Source organism: Saccharopolyspora galaxeae, from assembly GCF_016526145.1.
Taxonomy (GTDB): Bacteria; Actinomycetota; Actinomycetes; order Mycobacteriales; family Pseudonocardiaceae; genus Saccharopolyspora_C; species Saccharopolyspora_C galaxeae.
On record NZ_JADDUE010000017.1, the window covers coordinates 1 to 19,563 of the forward strand.

At 68.9% G+C, this 19,563-nt stretch carries 19 protein-coding genes, 1 pseudogene and 1 riboswitch; of the genes and pseudogenes, 13 read left to right on the forward strand and 7 right to left on the reverse strand.

Features of this window, described 5'->3' with window-relative positions:
* Both INP57_RS27335 and INP57_RS27340 read left to right on the forward strand, forming a co-directional pair.
* Nucleotides 1-125 (forward strand): annotated as a pseudogene (locus INP57_RS27335) (IS481 family transposase); the annotation flags it as partial.
* 99 nt (nucleotides 126-224) lie between these two features.
* Nucleotides 225-1,715 (forward strand): FGGY-family carbohydrate kinase, encoded by a 1,491-nt coding sequence (locus tag INP57_RS27340; RefSeq protein WP_200073335.1) that lies wholly within the window; start codon nucleotides 225-227, stop codon nucleotides 1,713-1,715.
* Between the two features lie 137 nt (nucleotides 1,716-1,852).
* Here the strand turns inward: INP57_RS27340 and INP57_RS27345 are convergent, their stop codons facing one another.
* From INP57_RS27345 to INP57_RS27355, 3 genes are all read right to left on the reverse strand, one after another.
* Nucleotides 1,853-2,884 carry an SDR family oxidoreductase gene (locus INP57_RS27345; protein WP_200073249.1) on the reverse strand — a complete coding sequence of 344 codons (1,032 nt, stop codon included), beginning with the start codon at nucleotides 2,882-2,884 and terminating at the stop codon, nucleotides 1,853-1,855.
* Entirely contained in the window at nucleotides 2,884-3,462 is a 579-nt protein-coding gene (locus tag INP57_RS27350; RefSeq protein ID WP_200073250.1) for a TetR/AcrR family transcriptional regulator, read from the reverse strand. The genes INP57_RS27345 and INP57_RS27350 overlap by 1 nt, the downstream gene beginning before the upstream one ends.
* 142 nt (nucleotides 3,463-3,604) lie before the next feature.
* Complete coding sequence (locus INP57_RS27355; protein ID WP_200073251.1) at nucleotides 3,605-4,543, reverse strand: DNA recombination protein RmuC; 939 nt, start codon at nucleotides 4,541-4,543, stop codon at nucleotides 3,605-3,607.
* Between the two features lie 226 nt (nucleotides 4,544-4,769).
* On the opposite strand from INP57_RS27355, the gene INP57_RS27360 reads away from it, so the two are divergent.
* The gene (locus INP57_RS27360; protein WP_200073252.1) at nucleotides 4,770-5,951 is read left to right on the forward strand and encodes an exonuclease SbcCD subunit D; all 1,182 of its coding nucleotides are present in this window, start codon (nucleotides 4,770-4,772) and stop codon (nucleotides 5,949-5,951) included.
* A complete protein-coding gene (locus tag INP57_RS27365) occupies nucleotides 5,948-8,902 on the forward strand; it encodes an AAA family ATPase (protein WP_200073253.1) in 2,955 nt (984 codons plus the stop codon). Before INP57_RS27360 ends, INP57_RS27365 begins: the two co-directional genes overlap by 4 nt.
* A gap of 12 nt (nucleotides 8,903-8,914) precedes the next feature.
* On the opposite strand, the gene INP57_RS27370 is transcribed toward INP57_RS27365, so the two are convergent.
* Nucleotides 8,915-9,817, reverse strand: a complete 903-nt coding sequence (locus tag INP57_RS27370; protein ID WP_307850314.1) for a DNA-3-methyladenine glycosylase family protein — start codon at nucleotides 9,815-9,817, stop codon at nucleotides 8,915-8,917.
* A gap of 97 nt (nucleotides 9,818-9,914) precedes the next feature.
* On the opposite strand from INP57_RS27370, the gene INP57_RS27375 reads away from it, so the two are divergent.
* Together INP57_RS27375 and ychF are read left to right on the forward strand one after the other, a co-directional pair.
* Nucleotides 9,915-10,100, forward strand: a complete 186-nt coding sequence (locus tag INP57_RS27375; RefSeq protein WP_200073255.1) for a hypothetical protein — start codon at nucleotides 9,915-9,917, stop codon at nucleotides 10,098-10,100.
* A 139-nt stretch (nucleotides 10,101-10,239) separates the two neighbouring features.
* Nucleotides 10,240-11,319 (forward strand): redox-regulated ATPase YchF, encoded by a 1,080-nt coding sequence (gene ychF, locus INP57_RS27380; protein WP_200073256.1) that lies wholly within the window; start codon nucleotides 10,240-10,242, stop codon nucleotides 11,317-11,319.
* Nucleotides 11,320-11,531: 212 nt separating this feature from the next.
* Here ychF and INP57_RS27385 read toward each other — a convergent pair whose 3' ends face one another.
* A complete protein-coding gene (locus INP57_RS27385; protein WP_200073257.1) occupies nucleotides 11,532-11,723 on the reverse strand; it encodes a MerR family transcriptional regulator in 192 nt (63 codons plus the stop codon).
* 456 nt (nucleotides 11,724-12,179) lie between these two features.
* Between INP57_RS27385 and INP57_RS27390 the strand changes: the two genes are divergently transcribed.
* The 4 genes from INP57_RS27390 (at nucleotide 12,180) to INP57_RS27405 (ending at nucleotide 14,889) form a co-directional block, all read left to right on the forward strand.
* Nucleotides 12,180-12,455: a hypothetical protein gene (locus INP57_RS27390; protein WP_307850315.1), complete on the forward strand. Its 276-nt coding sequence runs from the start codon at nucleotides 12,180-12,182 to the stop codon at nucleotides 12,453-12,455.
* 231 nt (nucleotides 12,456-12,686) lie between these two features.
* Nucleotides 12,687-14,189: an alpha/beta hydrolase gene (locus INP57_RS29885; RefSeq protein ID WP_233628401.1), complete on the forward strand. Its 1,503-nt coding sequence runs from the start codon at nucleotides 12,687-12,689 to the stop codon at nucleotides 14,187-14,189.
* A complete protein-coding gene (locus INP57_RS27400; RefSeq protein WP_200073258.1) occupies nucleotides 14,189-14,533 on the forward strand; it encodes a hypothetical protein in 345 nt (114 codons plus the stop codon). Before INP57_RS29885 ends, INP57_RS27400 begins: the two co-directional genes overlap by 1 nt.
* 122 nt (nucleotides 14,534-14,655) lie before the next feature.
* Nucleotides 14,656-14,889, forward strand: coding sequence for a hypothetical protein (locus INP57_RS27405; protein ID WP_200073259.1), 234 nt, complete (start codon nucleotides 14,656-14,658; stop codon nucleotides 14,887-14,889).
* 141 nt (nucleotides 14,890-15,030) lie between these two features.
* On the opposite strand, the gene INP57_RS27410 is transcribed toward INP57_RS27405, so the two are convergent.
* Entirely contained in the window at nucleotides 15,031-15,234 is a 204-nt protein-coding gene (locus INP57_RS27410) for a hypothetical protein (protein WP_200073260.1), read from the reverse strand.
* 789 nt (nucleotides 15,235-16,023) lie between these two features.
* Here INP57_RS27410 and INP57_RS27415 point away from each other — a divergent pair.
* Genes INP57_RS27415 through INP57_RS27425 form a run of 3 tightly spaced genes read left to right on the forward strand, consistent with a single transcriptional unit; the run spans nucleotide 16,024 to nucleotide 19,005 of the window.
* The gene (locus INP57_RS27415; RefSeq protein ID WP_233628402.1) at nucleotides 16,024-17,307 is read left to right on the forward strand and encodes an adenosylmethionine--8-amino-7-oxononanoate transaminase; all 1,284 of its coding nucleotides are present in this window, start codon (nucleotides 16,024-16,026) and stop codon (nucleotides 17,305-17,307) included.
* Nucleotides 17,308-17,309: 2 nt separating this feature from the next.
* Entirely contained in the window at nucleotides 17,310-18,008 is a 699-nt protein-coding gene (gene bioD, locus INP57_RS27420) for a dethiobiotin synthase (protein WP_200073262.1), read from the forward strand.
* A gap of 40 nt (nucleotides 18,009-18,048) precedes the next feature.
* The gene (locus INP57_RS27425; protein ID WP_200073263.1) at nucleotides 18,049-19,005 is read left to right on the forward strand and encodes an FAD-dependent oxidoreductase; all 957 of its coding nucleotides are present in this window, start codon (nucleotides 18,049-18,051) and stop codon (nucleotides 19,003-19,005) included.
* Between the two features lie 6 nt (nucleotides 19,006-19,011).
* Here the strand turns inward: INP57_RS27425 and INP57_RS27430 are convergent, their stop codons facing one another.
* On the reverse strand, nucleotides 19,012-19,311 hold the full coding sequence (locus INP57_RS27430; protein WP_200073264.1) for a 4a-hydroxytetrahydrobiopterin dehydratase: 300 nt from the start codon (nucleotides 19,309-19,311) through the stop codon (nucleotides 19,012-19,014).
* 71 nt (nucleotides 19,312-19,382) lie between these two features.
* Nucleotides 19,383-19,493: riboswitch (TPP riboswitch) on the forward strand.
* Nucleotides 19,494-19,563 lie beyond the last annotated feature (70 nt).

The following is a 19,563-nucleotide window of genomic DNA, read 5'->3' on the forward strand; positions in this document are numbered from 1 at the left end:
AAACCCAACGCCGCAACGCCTTCGACCCCTGGCTACACACCTACAACCACCACCGCGCCCACACCTCCCTCAACGGCCACACACCAGCCCAACGCATTCACAACCTCACAGGGCAATACAGGTAGCGGAACCTCAGCGGCCTTCTCGCCAGGCTCTGAGGAATTCGGCGCGCGGCGATCCCTACGATTTGCGTGGACGACCGGGACGAGCGGGAGGAACTGGCCATGGCTGAGGGCGTGCTGATCGGCATCGACATCGGGACCTCGAGTTCCAAAGGGGTGCTGGTCAGCACCGACGGGCGGATCCTGGCCCGGGCGACCAGGCCGCACGAGACCTCCTACCCGCATCCCGGCTGGGTCGAGCACGACGCGGAATCGGTGTGGTGGGCCGATTTCCGGGCGATCGTTGGCGAGCTGGTGCCCGCCGCGGAAGGCCGCAGCATCGAAGGACTCGGCGTCAGCGGGATCGGGCCGGTGCTGCTGCCCGCCGACGGGGACGGGAATCCGCTGCGCCAAGCGATCCTCTACGGCGTGGACACCCGGGCGACCGCCGAGATCGCCGAACTCACCGAGGAGTTCGGGGCCGACGAGATCCTGCGCCGGGGCGGGTCCGCGCTGACCAGCCAGGCCGTGGGGCCGAAGATCCGGTGGCTGGCCAAGAACGAGCCGGAGGTCTACGCGCGCACCGAGAAGCTGCTGATGTGCAGCTCCTACCTGGTGCACCGGCTCACCGGGCGGTACGTGCTCGACCACCACTCGGCCAGCCAGTGCGACCCGCTCTACGACTTGGGCGAACGCGCCTGGTCGAAGGAGTGGGCGCAGCGCGTCGCGCCGGACCTGCCGCTGCCGGAGCTGGCCTGGCCCACCGAGGTCGTCGGGCGCGTCGGCGCGGCGGCCGCCGCCGAGACGGGGCTACCGGAAGGGCTGCCGGTCACCGCCGGAACCATCGACGCGTGGGCGGAGGCCACCAGCGCGGGCGTGCGCGAGCCCGGTGACGTGATGCTGATGTACGGGACCACGATGTTCTTCGTGCAGGTGCTCACCGACCCGCGGCCGCACCCGGCGTTGTGGGGCACCTGCGGAGTTTTCCCGGGCACCTACACGCTGGCGGCGGGCATGGCGACCTCCGGTGCGGTGACCGATTGGTTGCGGCGGTTCGTGGACGGGGACTTCGGGGAGCTGGTGCAACAGGCGTCCGGCGCGCCCGCGGGGAGCCGGGGGCTGCTGCTGTTGCCGTACTTCGCCGGTGAGCGGACGCCGATCTTCGACCCGGACGCGCGGGGCGTGCTGATGGGGCTCACCACCAGCCACGGGCGTGCCGAGGTGTACCGGGCGGCGCTGGAAGGAATCGGGTACGGCGTGCGGCACAACCTCGAGGCGATGGCCGATGCCGGTGGCCGCGCCGGGCGACTGGTCGCGGTCGGCGGCGGTACGCAGGGCGGGCTGTGGACGCAGATCGTCTCCGACATCTCCGGGCAGGAGCAGCAGATTCCGAGCGAGACCGTGGGCGCGGCGTTCGGCGATGCGCTGATGGCCGGGGTCGGCACGGGCACGGCGGTCAACGAGCGGGAGTGGAACCCAGTGGCGCGCACCGTCCTTCCCGACCCCTCCGCAACCGAGCGCTACGACGCCTTCTACCGCCACTACCTGGACCTCTACAAGTCCACTGTGGACACCCAGCACTTCCTGGCCGACCAGCAGCGCGCCGCCGACTGAGCGCGCCCGGCCCGGACCGGCGACTCGCTCCGGCGTCGAGTTCGCCGCCGGCCCGGTGAAACTCGGCGTGCACGCGGAACCGCGCCCCGGGTGCACGCCGAGGCCACGTTCGCGCGAGCGGCCTCCCCGCTGATCGTTCAGCTCGCGGCCGGCCGGAAGCCGTGATCGGCGAGGAAGCGTGCCGTGACCCGTGCCAGCTCCGCCACGTCCGGCTGGGTCAATCCGAGCGTCGACTCGACGCGGCGAGCTTCGGCGACCGGCAAGTCCTGCGCGGTGAGGAAGGTCAGCGCTTCGGCGCTGATCCCGGTCCAGCGGTCGAGACCGGCCTGCAGGCTCATCGCGGCCAGCGGGATCGGCACGCGCAGCCGCGGCGTGGCGACACCCAGCTCGTCCGCGACGATCCGCAGCAGATCGGCCAGCGGCGGGGTGTCGTGCAGCAGCCAGTACTGCCCGCCGGCCGTCTCCGCGAGTTCCGGCGCACCGGCCAGGAACTTCGCGAGGTGGTCCACCGCGACCAGCGGCAACCGGTGATCACGCACGCCCGGCACGATCGGGAGCCGTCCGCGGTGCAGCGCCTGGACGAGGTCCGGCCAGCCCCAGAACTGGGAGGTCTGCCCGGTGCGCGAATCCCCGGTCACCGAAGCCGGATGCACCCTGGTCAACGGGACGCCCGTCGCTTCGGCGATGTCGCGGACGCGCGCATCGGCCGTGAGTTTGGAGTCGTGGTACCGGCTGGTGGCGAGCTTGCTCGAGCGCCGGTGCTGAAACCCGCTGACCAGCACCAGCCGATCGAGGCTCGAGCCGGAGGCGGCCAGTTCGGCGACGCGTTCGGAGCCGCGCACGTTGACCTGCCGAGCCTGCTCGGCAGGCAGCCCGAAAGACATCGCTGCGCCCAGGTGGAAAACCTGGCTCGCAGTGCGGGCGAGCGCGAGGTCAGCGGGGTCCATCCCGAGATCATCACGGGTCAGATCTCCGGCCAGCCCGTGCAGCAGGTCGCTCCGGCCGCCCCGCGCTTCCACCCATTCCCGCAGTTCCGCCAACCTGTGGCGCCCGTCCGGGTTGTCGCGCAGCAACACCGCCACCCGTCGGCCGCCGCCGGTCAGCTCGGGCAACAGCCAGCGGCCGATGAACCCGGTGCCGCCGGTGACGAAGGCGTCGATTCGCTTCATCACCGACCCTCCGCCGCGAGCAGAGCTGCGATGCGGTCCGCGACCTGCCGTAGCGGCGCCACGTCCCGGCGAGTCCGCGCCAGCAGCAGTGCACCCTCCAAAGAGGACAGTACGAGCACCGCCAGCTCCTCGGCCGCCGCGGTGTCCTCGCCGGATCGCACGAGATGATCGCGGATCGACGCGAGCCACCGGTCGTAGCCCGCCCCGCACGCCGTGCGAACCGACTCGCTGTCCGCGTCGGCATCGAGCGCGACGGTTGCGATCGGACAGCCGTCGAGGAAGTCCGAATCGGCCAATCGCGCCGCGAGCAGAGCTGCGAACTCCCGCACGGCCTGCGCCGGATCCGGCGTGCGCGCCAGGATCTCGTCGATGACCCGGCACAGTTCGTCCGCGCCCTGCCCGACCGCCTCGGCCGCCAACTGGTTCTTGCCGCCGGGGAAGTGGAAGTAGAGCGATCCCTTCGGGGCTCCCGCCTCGGCCAGGACCTGGTTGACCCCGGTCGCGTGGAAGCCCTGCCTGCCGAACAGTTCGCGTGCCGTCACCAGCACCCGGGCTCGAGTCTCGCCGCGCGTCGCCATGGGCAAAACTATAGAGACTGGTCTAGTAATTGCCAATGGTGATCGCGACGGACCCAATCGCGACGGGCTCCGCGGGGACGCGGCATCGTGCCGCGCCGGTGAAGCGGTCGTCCAGCTCGGTGTCGGACCAGGCTCGCCGTGTTCAGTTGTCGGTTTGTTCGGTGGGTACCAGGCCGTCCTCCTCCCTGCGGATCGTGTTGAGCTCGCTGCTGCCGTTGCCCGCGTTCTCCGCGAGCGGCTGCACGGCGCCGCGGAACGACTCGAGCGCGTCGAGTTCGCGGCGGCGGGCGGAGACGAACCGCTGCAGGTGGGTGCTGGAGAGGTTCACCGCCTCGACCGCGCCGGAGGCCGCGCGCTGCGCGCGGACCGCCTGCGCGCGGACCTGATCGATGTCCTCGGCGATGGTGCGTTCGGTCGCCGCGAACAGCGCCGCCGAGGCCAGCACGGCGAAACCGGTCGGCCCGCACAGGAAGACCCGCTTGTCCAGCAGCCACGACAGCAGGCTCGGATCGTTGTCCAGCGCGGTGACCACCGCCGCGTCCGACGGTACGAACATGATCGTGCCGTAGATCGCGTCCGCCCAGCGCTGGTAGCCCTTCCCGGACAACTCGGTGGCGCGGGACCGGATGTTGCGCACGTGCACCCGCAGCGCATCGCTGCGCTCCTGCGGATCGTCGGTGTCCATCGCCTCGGCCCACACCGCGAGGCTGGCCTTCGCGTCCACCGGGACCTGCCGCCCGCCGCCGACGGTGAGCACCATGTCCGGCCGCGCGGAGCCGCCGCCGGCGAGGTCGGTCTGCACGCTGAAGTGGATCCCTTCCCGCAGTCCCAGCGACTTCGCCGTCTCGACCAGCACCTGCTCGCCCAGCTCGCCGCGGCCGGAGATGGACGCGAACGCCACCTCGTAGCGCCGCAGCGCCGCCTGCTGCTCGACCGCGCGGGCGCGTTCCGCCTCCACCATGCGCATCGCCTCGTCCGCGCGGCGCGCGGAATCGGTGTAGAGCCGCCAGATCAGCAGCAGAGCCGCCGCGCACAGCAGCATCAGCACGATGACGACGGCGATCAGCACGCCGGTGCCCATCTCGAACTCCTCTCGGCTTGCAGGTGCCACCGATCATTCCGCACCGCACCGACGATCCGGGCGAGATCGTCCGCGGCATTCCGTGATCGGCCGGTCGCACCCGGTTTCACCTGCGGCGCAACGGAATCCGACACGCCGGGGAGTGTCGGGCGCCGCTGCGGCCGACACGCCGAAGCGCCCTGGGGGGTCGACGCGGCTGTCGGTGGACGCCGCTAACTTGACCTCCATGCGGCTGCTGCACACCTCCGACTGGCACGTGGGACGCACGTTCCACGGCCGCGACCTGCTCGCCGAGCAGGAAACGGTGCTGTCCGGGCTCGCCGACCTGGTCGCGGACGAGCACGTCGACGTCGTGGTCGTGGCCGGCGACCTCTACGACCGCGCGGTGCCCTCCGGTGAAGCCGTGGAGACCTGCGTGCGGGTCCTCGGCCGGTTGCGGGCGGCGGGCGCGCAGCTGGTGGTCACCCCGGGCAACCACGACTCCGCCGCCCGCGTCGGGGCGTTCGCCGAGTTCGCGGCGGCCGGGGGGCTGCACCTGCGCACCCGCATCTCCGAACTGCACCAGCCGGTGCTGATCGACGACGAGCACGGTCCGGTCGCCTGCTACGGAATCCCTTACCTGGAACCGGATCCGGCCAAGCAGGCCCTGAACGCCACGGCCGGAGTCGCGGGCGCCTCCGAGGTCGCCGCGCGCGGGCACACCGCCGTGCTCACCGAGGCGATGAACCGCATCCGCGCCGACCTGGCCACCAGAGCGGGCGGAACGCGTTCGGTGGTGCTCGCGCACGGCTTCGTCACCGGCGGCGACGCCAGCGACTCCGAACGCACCATCGCCGTCGGGGGTGTCGAACAGGTTCCGGGCTCGGTCTTCGACGGCGTCGACTACGTCGCGCTGGGCCACCTGCACGGGCCGCAGCGACTGGCCGAGCACCTGCGGTATTCCGGCAGCCCGCTGGCCTACTCGTTCTCCGAGGCGCGGCAACGGAAATCGGTGTGGCTGGTGGACCTGGACGCACCTGGCCTGTCCAATGTGCAGCGCAGGGAGCTGCCGGTGCCGCGCGAGCTGGGCACCGCCGAAGGCACGTTGGAACAGCTGCTCACCGACCCGGAACACGCCGAGCTGGCGGACCGCTTCCTGTCCGTGACGCTGACCGACGAGGTCCGGCCGGTGGACGCGATGCGCAGGCTGCAGGAACGCTTCCCGCACGCGGTTCACCTGGAATGGAAACCCGCGGGCGGGCGCGCGACCGCCGAACTGCACTACTCCGAGGCGGTGCGCGGACGCGACGACGTGGCACTGGCGGACGGCTTCGTCGCCGACTGCCGCGGAGCCGAACCCTCCACGGGCGAACGCTCGCTGCTGGCCGAAGCGCTGCGCGCGGTGGATGTCGCGGAGGTGCGGGAATGAGGCTGCACCGGCTGGAAGTCTCCGCGTTCGGCCCGTACCGCGGCACCGAACGGGTCGACTTCGACGCGCTCGGCGCGGACGGGCTGTTCCTGCTGCACGGCGACACCGGCGCGGGCAAGACGAGCCTGCTGGACGCGGTCGCGTTCGCGCTCTACGGCTCGGTGCCCGGCGTGCGCGACGAAGCCAAGCGGCTGCGCTGCGACACCGCCCCGGACAACCTGGCGACCTCGATCGAGCTGGAGCTGACCGTGCAGGGCCACCGGCTGCGGATCCAGCGCAGCCCCCAGTACGAGCAGCGCAAACAACGCGGCGAGGGCTACACCACCCGGCAGGCCAAAGCTTCGCTGACCTGGCTCGGCGACGTTCCCGGCGGGCAGCCGGCCGAAGGGCTCACCCGCATCCCGGACGTCAACCAGACCGTGCAGCGCCTGCTCGGGATGACCGTGCACCAGTTCACGAAGGTGGTGATGCTGCCGCAGGGCGAGTTCGCGAACTTCCTGCGCGCCGAGAACGCCGAGCGGGAACAGCTGCTGGAGAAGCTGTTCGGCACCGAGCGCTTCGCCGCGGTGGAGCAGTGGTTCGTGCAACGCAGGCGCGAACGGGGCCGTGTGCTGGAGGCGCACAACCAGCAGGCGCGGGAGGTGCTGGCGCGGGTCGCCCAGGTCGTAGGACAGGACCCGGAGGACGGCGACGACCAGCGGATCTGGTTGGAGGGCTGGGAGAAGCAGCTGACCGCCGAACTCGACGAGGCCCGCCGCAACCGCACCGAGCTGGCTCGGCAGCGCGACTCCGCCGAGCAGACGCTGACCGCGCGCCGGGAACTGGCCGACAAAGTGCGCCGAGTGCGCAACGCGCGCGCGGAACTGGACGCGCTGGAGCAGCAGCGCGCTGAGCACGATCAGTGGCGCCGCGAGAAGGACGCCGCTGAGCGGGCGTTGTCGGTGCTCACCGCGCGCCGCGCCGTCGCCGGCGCGGAGACCGAGTTGCGGCAGTCCGCCGAAGAAGTGCAGGCGGCCGCGGACCGCTGCAGCGGCGTGGACACCGCCGCGGAGCTGGACCAACTGCGCTCTTCGGCGGCCGCGCAGCGGGAACGGGCCGGTGCGCTGGCAGAGCTCCTTCCCGAGGCGCAGCAACAGGAAACCGACCAGGCGAAGATCGGCGAGCTCGGCCGCGGCATCGAGTCCGACGAGCAGGCGGCCCAGGAGCTCGCCGACCAGCGCGCTGCGTTGCCGGAACGGATCACCGCGGCACGGCAGCGGCTCGACGAGGCCAAGCAGGCCGAAGCCCGCCGCGAGTCCGCGGAGGCGAAGGTCGAGGAACTGGCCGAACTTCTGAGCACGGCCCGCGAATTGCCCGCTGCGCAGCGGAATCAGGAGCAGTCGGCGCAATCCGCGCGGCGCGCCTTGGACGAGCACCAGCAGGCGCGGGACCTGCTGCTGGACCTGCGGGAACGGCGGCTGGCAGGGATGGCCGCGGAGCTCGCGGACGGCTTGGAAACCGGGCAGCCGTGCCCGGTGTGCGGTTCAGCGCAACATCCGGCGCCGCGCGAAGCCGTCGCCGACCCGGTCGGCGCCGATGACGAGGAACGGGCCCAGCACGCCGAGCAGCAGGCCCAGTCCCGCCGGGAAACCGCGGCGAAAGCCGAGGCCGACGCGCGCCAGTACTTCGACCGGCTGCGGGAACGGGTAGGCGAGCGCACCGAAGCGGAACTGGCCGCGGAGTCCGCCGCAGCGGCCGAAGACCGTGATGCGGTGCGCAAACTCGCCGATCAAGCAGCGGCACGCGCCGACGACCTCGCCGAGCTGGAGGGCTCGGCGGAACGGCTCACCGCGCGGCGCTCCGAACTCGACGCGAAGATCGCCGCGGCGCGCTCCGAACTCGCCGCTCTCCAGGACACAGTGGACAGACGTGCGGCCAGGCTGGACGAGGCACGCGGCGAGCACGCGGGCATCGCCGAGCACCGCGAGCACCTGCTCGACCACGCCGGACGCCTCGAGCGGCTGGTCACGGCCCGCATCGCCCGCGACGAAGCCGAGATCCGCCTCGAGCGGCAACGCGCAGCGCTGGCCGAAGCCGCCACCGAGGCGGGTTTCGGCGGCGTCGACGAAGCCCTCGCGGCCGAGCGCGACGAAGCGCGCCGCGGCGAGCTGGCCGAGGGACTGGCCGAAGCCGAGCGGCGCCGCGCCGCCGCCCAATCGGCGCTGAGCAGCGAAGAACTCTTCGGCGTCGACGCGGGTACCGAGGTCGGCCTGGAAGCCGCTGCCGAAGCCGCCACCACCGCCCGCGAGGCCGCCGAACGCGCCATGGCGACCGAGCAACGCCTGGACCAGCGCCACCGCGACCTCACCGACCTGGCGAAACGGTTGCGGAAGGCGTGGGACGAGCTCGGTCCCGCGAAGGCCGAGTACGACGAGCTGGACGCGCTCACCGACGTTGTCAACGGCCGCGGGCAGAACGCGCGGAAGATGTCGCTGCGCTCGTACGTGCTGGCCGCGCGGCTGGAGGAGGTCGCGATCGCGGGCACCCGCCGGCTGCAGCGGATGAGCGGTGGGCGTTACTCGTTCGTGCACTCCGACGCAGCCGGAGCGCGCGGCACGCGCGGCGGGCTCGGGCTCGACGTGCTCGACGACTACTCCGGGCGGACGCGGTCGGCGAAGACGCTCTCCGGCGGGGAGTCGTTCATGGCTTCGCTTTCGCTGGCGCTGGGCCTGGCCGACGTCGTCGCCGGTGAGTCGGGCGGGGCGCTGCTGGACACCCTGTTCATCGACGAAGGTTTCGGCACGCTCGACGCGAACACCCTTGATCTCGTGATGGACACGCTGGACGAGCTGCGCGCCGGCGGGCGGGTGATCGGCTTGGTCTCGCACGTGGACGAGATGCGGCAACGGATCGGGATGCGGCTGCGCATCCGCAAGTCGCGGGAGGGATCGACGATCGAACTCGATGCTTGACCCGCGGAGCGCTCAGGTAGGTGGCTGGTTCGCCAGCCACAGCAGCATCCCGGCGTACGAACGCCACGGGTGCCAGCGCTGCGCGCGTGTTCGCAGCGCGCCGGGCCGGTCGGGCAGGCCGAGTGCGGCGGCGCCGCGGCGCATCGCGAGATCACCGTCGAGCAGCACGTCCGCAGCCCCGAGCACGCGCAGCGCCACGTAGTTCGCCGTCCACGGGCCGATGCCCGGGAAAGTTCGCAGCTGCGTGCTGAGCTCGTCGGCGTCCCGGCCGGGATCGACCAGCAGCGAGCCGTCCGCCAACGCCTCGCAGACGAGCCGCAACGCCTCGGTGCGCCGCTTCGGCCCGGTGAGCACTCCGGTGACTCCGGACGCGATCGCGGCGGGTGTGGGAAACAGCCTCGTGATCGCGCCGTCCGCGCAGGTCAACGGCTCCCCGAGGGCTTCGGTGAGCCGTTGCGCCGCGGTACGCGCGGCGGCCACGGACACCTGCTGCCCGAGGACGGCCCGCACCACGATCTCCGCGCCGTCCACGCTTCCGGGGACCCGGACGCCGGGGTGCTTGCGCAACATCGGAGCGAGTGCCGGGTCGCCGTCGAGGACTTCGGCCACCGCGGCCGGATCGGAGTCGAGATCGAGCAGCCTGCGCGAGTGCGCGATCGCGCTGTCCCGGTCGCGCTGGTCGGCGAGCCGCAGTGTCGCGGCGACGTGGTCTCGCCGAGGCCGCAGCGTCACCGTCCCCGCACCGTGCGCAAGTCGCAGCGCACGGGAGTAGTGCTCGGCCCCGGCGTCCTCCACGCCGCCGACCGCGCGGGCGCGCAGGAACCCGAACAGGGCCGCTGCGTCGAGCGGAGGGCGGAACGGCAGGCGAACGTTCAGCTCGTCGTCGGTCGAGGTCGGGCAGGGCTCGGTCGGCACGGCGTCGATTCTGGCAAGGCCACCGACATGCCGTGGCACGCGAACGCTCGGCGCGGAGTAGGTGACACCGGCTCGATTGATCCCTAATGTCGGCTTCATGGCAAATTCCACGACCGCACGCGGTTTCAAGATCGCCGGTGGGGTGGCGGCGGCGATGCTGGCGCTGACCGTCACCGCGGGCTGCAACGACCCCGCCCCGCCGCCACAACAGCAGCAAGAGCAGCAGGACGGCGACCAGCAAGACGACCAGCAGGACGGTGACGAGCAGGAGCAGGACGACTGACTCCCCCGCGAGCCGATGCGTCGGAGTGAACGGACCGCTGGTCCGAACGAATCGGGCGAAGAGTCCGTTCACTCCGATCGCTGCGCACGTCAGGAGGGGTGGGCGGAGATCGTGCCCGTACCACCTAGACTCACGGCCCGTGAGTCTCACCCTCGGAATCGTCGGGCTGCCCAACGTCGGCAAGTCCACCCTGTTCAACGCGCTGACCAGCAACGACGCGCTCGCCGCGAACTACCCGTTCGCGACCATCGAGCCGAACGTGGGCGTGGTGCCGTTGCCCGACGGCCGCCTCGGCGAACTCGCCGGGATGTTCTCCTCCGAGAAGGTGGTGCCCGCCACCGTCTCGTTCGTGGACATCGCGGGCATCGTCAAGGGCGCGTCCGAAGGCCAGGGGCTGGGCAACAAGTTCCTCGCGAACATCCGCGAGGCGGACGCGATCTGCCAGGTCATCCGCGTCTTCGACGACAGCGACGTGGTGCACGTGGACGGCGACGTGAACCCGGCCGATGACATCGAAACGATCAACACCGAGCTGATCCTCGCCGATATCCAGACGCTGGAGAAGGCGCTGCCCCGGCTGGAGAAGGAAGCCCGCACCCGCAAGGACAAGCGCCCCGCGCTGGATGCGGTGTACGAGGCCAAGGAGATCCTCGACGGTGGCACCACCCTGTTCGCCGCGAACAAGGGCACCGAGGTGCCCGAGCTGCGCGAGCTGAACCTGCTCACCACCAAGCCCTTCCTGTACGTGTTCAACGCCGATGAGGGCGTGCTGGCCGACGAGCAGCGCAAGCAGCAGTTGCGCGACCTGGTGGCGCCCGCCGACGCGGTGTTCCTGGACGCCAAGGTCGAATCCGAACTGATCGAACTGGACGAGGAATCCGCCCGCGAGCTGCTGGAGTCCGTCGGGCAGCCGGAGCCGGGCCTGAATGCGCTGGCCCACGCCGGGTTCCACACCTTGGGCCTGCAGACTTATCTGACCGCCGGGCCGAAGGAGGCCCGCGCCTGGACGATTCCGCAGGGCGCCACCGCTCCGCAGGCGGCCGGGGTGATCCACACCGATTTCGAACGCGGTTTCATCAAGGCCGAGATCGTGTCCTACCCGGACCTGATCGAGGCCGGTTCCATGCAGGCGGCCCGCTCGGCGGGCAAGGTCCGGATGGAAGGCAAGGAGTACATCATGTCCGACGGCGACGTGGTGGAGTTCCGCTTCAACGTGTAGCGAAATATCGGCGAGCTTATACCGCTCCTGGTGAACAGAGTCAAACTCGCTGTTCAGTAAATGGGAGCCCGCTCTGACGTGCCCGGTATGTCATGGCGGGTTCCTGTTTTTGCTCGGGATGGTGCTGACTTGGTGATGAGTTCGCAAGCTAGATCAAGTCCTCAAAGGACGTTCCAGTAGCCCGGCATCCAACGCTGTGGCGGCCGGGGCGACTACGGCCTTTGGCGCTTGGAGTGCTCCCGTAGCTGCCGCTTCGAGTCCTCAAGGTCGAAGCGGCCTTGCCCGCCTGGCGTGTAGAACTCCGGCTCCAAGATTCCGGCCTGCACGTACCGCGCCACGGAGCGGCGCGAGATACCTAGCTCATCCGCGAGTTGGCTGGACGTGAGCAGCTTTGGCCTGGGCACGGCCCGAAAGTGGCACGAATGGCGCAACTTGTCTCAGTTGCTGACTCAGATGCGCTATGGTGGCCCATATCGCTCAGTTGTCCCAGTTTCCCATGGTCGTGATCGACGGCTGGGAATGGTGGGCGTGTCCCGCCAAGGGCGCGGACTGCGGACGGTCCCTCGTGGACTTCGGGTCATGGGGCCTGGATGCCCTCGAACTCCATGTGCAGCGAGAGCACCCCGAATGGTGGTGGGCACAGCAGCGTGTCTCTGTGGCTGCCCGTCCCCGTAACCAGCTTCGAGACAGTGCCCATTCCGTGGAGGCGCACAACAGCGAACGAGCAAGCTAAAGCCGCATAGCGCACCGATACACATCACTCGGCTGACCGGGTGTTGCGTAGTTCTACGCTCCCTGCCACATACCGGGTTCGATACAGTCTCCCCTGATCAACGCGCAGTGATCAGGGGAGGAAGCGCGTGAACGTCCGTGTCGATCCGGAGACGCTAGCTGCCCTGGCCGGTGAACTCGAACAGTCCAGCAGCAAGCTTGCCCACGCACAGCTCGCGCCAGAAGCCGATGCAGGTCCGTCCGGTCCGGCCGTGAACGAGACCCTGGCTGAACTCATGCGCGCCGCCGCAGGTCTTGCCGAAGAAACCGCCAAGACCGCCGATGCGCTGCACTCCGGCAAGGCGGTCTACCTCGACACTGATGCGGCCAACGCAGACCAGATCAACCAGATCCGTCCGCGCTGAGCACCGGGGAGCGCAGTACACATGCCGCTAAATATCTTCGTGTCCGGTAACCCTGGGTCGGTCCGGGCAACAGCCGAAGCAGTCCGTCAGCTCGCAACCGGGGTTGAAGACAACGCGACCGGTTGGCACCAGGCCCGCAGTCGCTCAGAAGCCGATTGGGAAGGGCAAGCGGGCGATGGCTTCCGAGCGAAAGCAGGAACCACAGCCCGAGACGCTGACGCTCTCGATCAGTTGTTCCTTGGCATCAATCGGGCGCTGACCGCGTTTGCGGACGATTTGACGACCGTCAAGGCGCGTATGGACCAAGCGCGACAGGTTGGAACCGGCGGCGGCCTGAAGATGATGGGAAGCACGCTCATCCTCGAACCTGGTCCGATGCCGTTGCCTCCAGAAGAGAACAAGCGCCAGCAAGCCGCGTTTAAAGAAGCTCGCGAAACCATCGAGCAAGCGCGGCGCATGGAGAAAACAGCCCACGAACGTCTGAATGCGGCGCTGAAAACCAACGCTGACGGACTCGGACACATCAGCAGTGCCGGGACTTGGGCACAGGCTGCCGCAGCGGCAACTAGCCCTGCCGCTACGGCGCTAGCCAAGGCGGCAACAGTGATGGACGATCGCGCGGTCAATGCGACTAAAGGGATGTTCGAGAAGGCGGCTACGACGGGTCCTGCCGCTGTTGGTGGCTTGTGGGGTTCGATGACCAGTGCCCAACGCGCCGACCTGATGGACCGATACCCGCACATGGTCGGCAACACCAACGGCATTCCCTCAGCCACGCGCGATGTTGCCAACCGCTCCATCCTCGCATCACAGCGCCAAGCGATCTCTGGAAAGATCAGCGCGCTTCGGAACGAGATGCGTGAAGATTTTGAACGTCATGGGCACAGCGACACGGCAAAGGGTAAGCAGATCAACGAGCTGAGTGACGCACTCAGCGGTATCGATTCCTTGCAGGGCAAGCTGGGCACCTCAGCCGATGCAAGCAATTACTACTTGCTCGGTATCGACTCGACAGCCGAACATCGCGGACAAGCCATCATCGCCAACGGTAACCCGGACCACGCTGACAATACGATGACCCTTGTTCCAGGTACATTCAGCGATCTCGGCGACGCCACCGACTACGTCGAACAGAACGACAAGGTGTTGGACCGAGCCAACGAGCTGTCGGGTGGCAAGAACGCTGCGATCACCTGGGCAGACTACGAGTCTCCCAACCACTTGTTGCCCAATGCAGCGTTCAGCGGCTACGCGGAGAATGCGCATGGCGATCTCTCGAATTTCCAAGAGGGCCTTCGAGTCACCCACGAAGGCGAGACACCTTCACACAACACGTTGGTTGGCCACAGCTACGGTTCAACGGTGGCCGGGGAGGCTGCGGCGAACGGCGGGTCGCACGCAGATGACGTCGTGTTCCTCGGTAGTCCCGGTGTCGGTGTCGACGACGCCAGCGAGCTAGGAGTACCCAGCGACCACGTATGGGCAGCGAAGTCGGAAAGCGACGTCATCGACTGGACTCCGTCCACGAACCCTATCGACTGGGGACCAACTGTTTTCGGTGGTACCGACCATGCACGTTACGGCGTCGACCCCACCGACCCGACTTTCGGTGGACAGGTGATGCCGACAGATCCGAACGGCGGGCATGGCGACTACTGGGACAAGGCGCCTTCGCGTGAGAGCATGGCGCGGATCATGACGGGCACGAACGGCGGAGGAGCAGCAGCACCGTGATGCCGACAGAGAACCAAGCCGATCAAGGCATCAAATACAAACCGCTACGGATCACGGGCATCGTAGTCGGTGGGCTAATCATGGCGCTCAGCTTGGTCGGCTGGTTCCCCTACCTCGGTGCGTCGCTGACCGGATTCGATCCTGGTGACTCCGGCCCCGGCGTGACAAACCAACAGCTCATCGGCATGTTTTTCGCGCTATGGATTGCGCCGTGGCTGGTCGGGTTGGTGCTTGTTCTGGTCGCCATCACTGGATGGCTCCGCCGCACGCTCTGGAGCCTACTCGGGCTGACAGGTATCATGCTCGCTGTCTCGCTAGCCACTTACATAATCGGGTCCGCCTGACATCACCCGGTTCGACCTTCTGTGGAGGTGCGATTCAGGTAGGCGGCAACTTTGTTCCTTGGAACAAGGTTTGCTGAATGGGAGCCCACATGTCGACCGTGCGGTAAAGAGGGTGGCGCATAGTGGATAAGATCAATCGCTGGACTGTGTCGCATCCTTTCATTTCCGCGGTTGCCCTTGCCTTGGTTGTCGCACTGGCAACGCTGCTGATTAGTGTCTTATTTCGTCCGGAAGGAGTTGCTTACGGAATCAGCAAGCTCTGGCTGTCCCCATTGCTCGCTTTGGTCGGTTATTTGTTCTTGTTTCTCCCCATGGCGAAAGCGCACAAAAAAGAAGTAGATCAGAGTGGGTCTTAGTGTTAGCGGGAGGCGGGTGGCTGGTTCACTCGCCTCCCCCTGACGGGTAGCGGCGGGACGCCGGGCGTGCGGCCATCGGCCGGTCCCGGCCCCCTGCGGCCACAGGTGGAAGGCGGGCGGCGGGGGACTGCGGAGGGGTCGCTACAAGCGAAAGCCGCCGTCGATGCGCCCTGACTGGATGCCGGTGCCGTTGACGAAGCCAGTGTTGACGTTGTGCACCGGGTCGCGGAGTCCTGCCCGGATGAGGTCGACCGGGACTTCGGCGATCTCGCGGCCTTCGTTGTCGGCCCGATTGGTGATCGCTTTGCGGTCGGTCCCGCTGAGATGATCGAGGTTGGTGGTCATGCGTTCGGCAGGCGGGCAGGTCTCCGGGGTGCGGGCAGCGGGCAGCCTTGTATGGAGGTCTCGGTGGACCCAAGCGCTCGTCAGTCGTACGTGAGGACGCCGAAAACGGCCGCCGAACGCTGACAAGTTGCAGACGACGTCTGACGAGGTCAGAGCCGGTACGCGGGGATCGCCGCAGGTGGCCAAGTCGGTAGCACCCGTGTCGCTTCAGCGAGTGAGGCCGCTGGAGTTTCGCGGCGGCGCGTGTCGCGGCAATTCGGTTTCGCGGCGGAGATCGGGTGCGACCGGTTCATTGTCGATCGGTTGACCCCCGATCGGGGTCGCGAACCGCGTCGAGGAGCAAATTCCCGGGGAATATCGCCGGCATTTCGGCTCGTTCGAGTGAAATGTTCGGCCCGGCCGGTCGCGCAGCGCGCGCATCGGGGGCTGCGCACCAGGAACCTAATACCCGCGTGATTCGCACCGCGTTACCGGCCGATTTATGTTGGGCGCATGCAGCTCATCACGTCCATCTGCGGAGACTGCAACGGCAAGGGTTGCGGTAACTGCGGGGGCACCGGCACGATCACCATTCTGGAAGACTAATCCGCGAATCCGCGCAGAAACCCGGCGTGGAGTTCCGGGTGAACTGCGGGAGGCGGTGATCAACCGCACCGCGCGGGGCTGTCACTCGGCATCGCGGTCGATCCGATCGACGCGCCACAGCGATCCGGCGGCGAGCGCGGGCCCGAGCCGGCGCTACCGGGGCGGCGTCCGCCCGCGCGCCCGGACTGCGGAATCATGCGGCGCATGCAGTCCCATCGAACCCTGCTCGACCTGGACCGGGAACACGTTTGGCATCCCTACGGCGCGATGCCCGCGACGACCGAGCCGCTGCTGGTGGACTCCGCGGAAGGTGTGCGGTTGCGGCTGGCCGAACCGGTCGACGGGGTCGGCGAACTCATCGACGGCATGTCGTCGTGGTGGGCCGCGATCCACGGCTACCGGCACCCGGTGCTCGACGATGCGGTGCGCGGGCAGCTCGACCGGATGAGCCACGTGATGTTCGGCGGCCTCACCCACGAACCCGCGGTCGAACTGGCCGAACGGCTGGTCCGGATCACCCCGGAACCGCTGCGGCACGTGTTCCTGGCCGACTCCGGCTCGGTGTCGGTGGAAGTCGCGATCAAGATGTGCCTGCAGTACCAGCGCTCCACGGGGCGCGCGCACAAGCGGCGGCTGCTGACCTGGCGCGGGGGGTACCACGGTGACACCTGGCACCCCATGTCGGTGTGCGACCCGGAAGGCGGGATGCACCACCTGTGGGGCTCCGCGCTGCCGCCGCAGATCTTCGCGGAAGCACCGCCCGCGGAATTCGACCAGGCCTACGCCGACCACCTCGCCGAGCAGTTCGCCCGGCACGCCGAAGACGTCGCCGCAGTGATCGTGGAACCCATGGTGCAGGGTGCAGGAGGAATGCGGTTCCACTCCCCGGAGTACCTGCGCGTGCTGCGGGAACTCGCCGACGAGCACGACGTACTGCTGATCTTCGACGAGATCGCCACCGGGTTCGGGCGCACCGGCGAGCTCTTCGCCGCCGACCACGCCGGGGTCAGCCCGGACGTGCTGTGCCTGGGCAAAGCGCTCACCGGTGGGTACCTGACGATGGCCGGAACGCTGTGCACGCCGCGCATCGCCGAAGGGATCTCCGGCGGGTCCGTTCCGGTTCTGGCGCACGGGCCGACGTTCATGGGCAACCCGCTGGCCGCCGCGGTGGCCCGGGCATCGACCGATCTGCTGCTCGGGCAGGACTGGAAGGCCCAGGTGAAACGCATCGAGCGCGGGCTCACCAGCGGACTCGCTCCCGCCTGGGACCTGCCGGGAGTGGTCGACGTCCGGGTGCTCGGAGCGATCGGAGTCGTCGAGCTCGATCACGACGTGGACATGTCCGCCGCAAGCAGCGCGGCGATTCGCAGCGGGGTGTGGCTGCGGCCGTTCCGGAAGCTGATCTACACGATGCCGCCGTACGTGACCGGGGACGACGACCTCGCCGCTATCTGCGCGGCGGTGCTCGCCGCGGTTCGGGAGGGCTGAAAATGTTCCTGGTCGTTACCGGAACCGGCACGGAGATCGGCAAGACCGCGGTCACCGCCGCGGTCGCCGCGCTCGCGCCGGGGAGCACAGCAGTGGTCAAACCCGCGCAGACCGGGGTCGAACCCGGCGAAGACGGTGATCTCGCGCAGGTGCGAGCGTTGGCGGGGCCGGTCACCACCGTCGAACTCGGCCGGTACCCGGAACCGCTGGCTCCGGCGACGGCGTCGCGGCGGGCCGGTGCGGAGCCAGTGCGGACCAGCGCCGTCGCGGATGCAGCGCGGGAACTCGCCGGCACGCACGACCTCGTGCTCATCGAAGGCGCAGGCGGACTGCTGGTCCGGTTCGACGACGAAGGCGGCACGATCGCCGACATCGCCTGCGAACTGGAAGCTCCGGTACTGATCGTGACGCACGCCGGCCTCGGGGCGTTGAACGTCGCCGCGCTCACCGCGGAGGCGTTGCGCACGCGCGGGTTGCGCTGCTCCGGTGTGGTGATCGGCGATTGGCCGCGTGAGCCGGACTTGGCCACGCGGTGCAACCTCGCCGATCTGCCGGAAGTCAGCGCGGCACCGTTGGCCGGGGCGTTGCCGCACGGCGCGACGGCTTCAGCCGCGTTCCGCGACATCGCGCGGACCTCGCTCGCTCCCGAACTCGGCGGCACGTTCGACGCCGAAGCGTTCCGGCGAGCGCACATCAGCTGAAGAACCACCGCCATCCGGCGGCGCTGCTAGCGTGCCGAGCATGCCGCTCGAGGAATCTGTACTGGTCATCGGTGCCGGCGTGGCCGGGTTGAGCACTGCGGTCACGCTCGCGGAAACCGGAACCCCGGTGCGCATTCGCACGTCGGAACACCCGCGCGCGACGACCTCCGCAGCCGCAGGTGCGATGTGGGGTCCGGCGCTGCTGCAACCTGCCGACCGGGTGCTGGGCTGGGTAACCACCTCGTACCACCGGTTCGTCGAACTCGCCGCGGACCCGGCGACCGGCGTGCACCTCGAGTACGGGCGGATGGCCGCGCGCTTCGACCTGGGAGACCAGGTGCCACCGGAGGCGGAACTGCTGCCGGATCTGCGCCGCTGCCGGCCCGACGAACTACCGGAAGGTTTCGTCAGCGGCTACCGCGGGACCGTTCCGCTGATCGACATGCCGCGCTACCTGGACCACCTCACCGAACGTTTCCGCGCGGCCGGCGGGGAATTGCTGCACAGCCCGGTGTCCTCGCTGGCGGAAGCGGCCGAGGAAGCGAGCGTCGTGGTCAACTGCACGGGAGTCGGCGCGCACGAACTCATCGGTGACCCCGGTGTCCGCCCGGTGCGCGGTCAGCAGGTCGTGGTCCGCAATCCCGGGATCGACGAGTACTTCGTGGAAATCGGACCGGGCGAGGAGCCCGTCGCTGTCATGCCGCACGGCGGCCACGTCGTGCTCGGCAGCACCGCCGTGGAACACGACTGGTCCCGGACCGCCGAGGGCGGGACGACCGACGGCATTCTTCGCCGTTGTGCGCGAGTTGACCCGCTGCTGTCCGGGGCCGTCGTGTTGGAGGAGAAGGTCGGGCTGCGTCCCGGCAGGGACGCGGTTCGGGTCGAGGTGGAGCGATTCGGTGGTGCGAAGATCGTGCACAACTACGGGCACGGCAGCTGCGGGGTGGCGCTGTCCTGGGGCTGCGCCACCGAAGCAGCCGAACTCGCGCGCGGTTGACGAAGCTCAGGTTTGGGAGAGCGCGTCGACGACGCCGTCGATCTCCTCGGCCATGGACACGTCCTTGGCGGTGATGCCGCCTTCGGAATGCGTGCTGCAGTAGAACGTCACCTTGCGCCACCGCACGTCGAAGTCGGGGTGGTGGCTCTCGTTCTCGGCGATCTCCGCGATCCGGTTCACGCCCTGGATGGCCTGCGGGAAGCTGTCGAACTCGACGGTCCGGGACAGCCGGGTGCCGTCCTGCTCCCACTCCGGCAGGCTTCGCAGCGCCTCGGAAACCTGCGTGTCGTTCAATAGTCCGGTCATGCCCACATGGTGGTACTTGATCGCGCCGGATGCGACCTTCGGGCATCCGTTGGCGTGGTCGGCACGTAGACTGCTCGCGCCACGGGAGTCCAGCGCGCTGGGCTGAGAGGAGGGGCGCTTCCCCTCGACCGTCCGCACCTGAACCGGATCATGCCGGCGCAGGGAGGTACCGCGATCCGCTCGACGTCGCGTGGCCGATATCGGCTCGCCGTTCGGGAGGATCGTTGCCCCGCTTATCACTGTCCCCTTCCT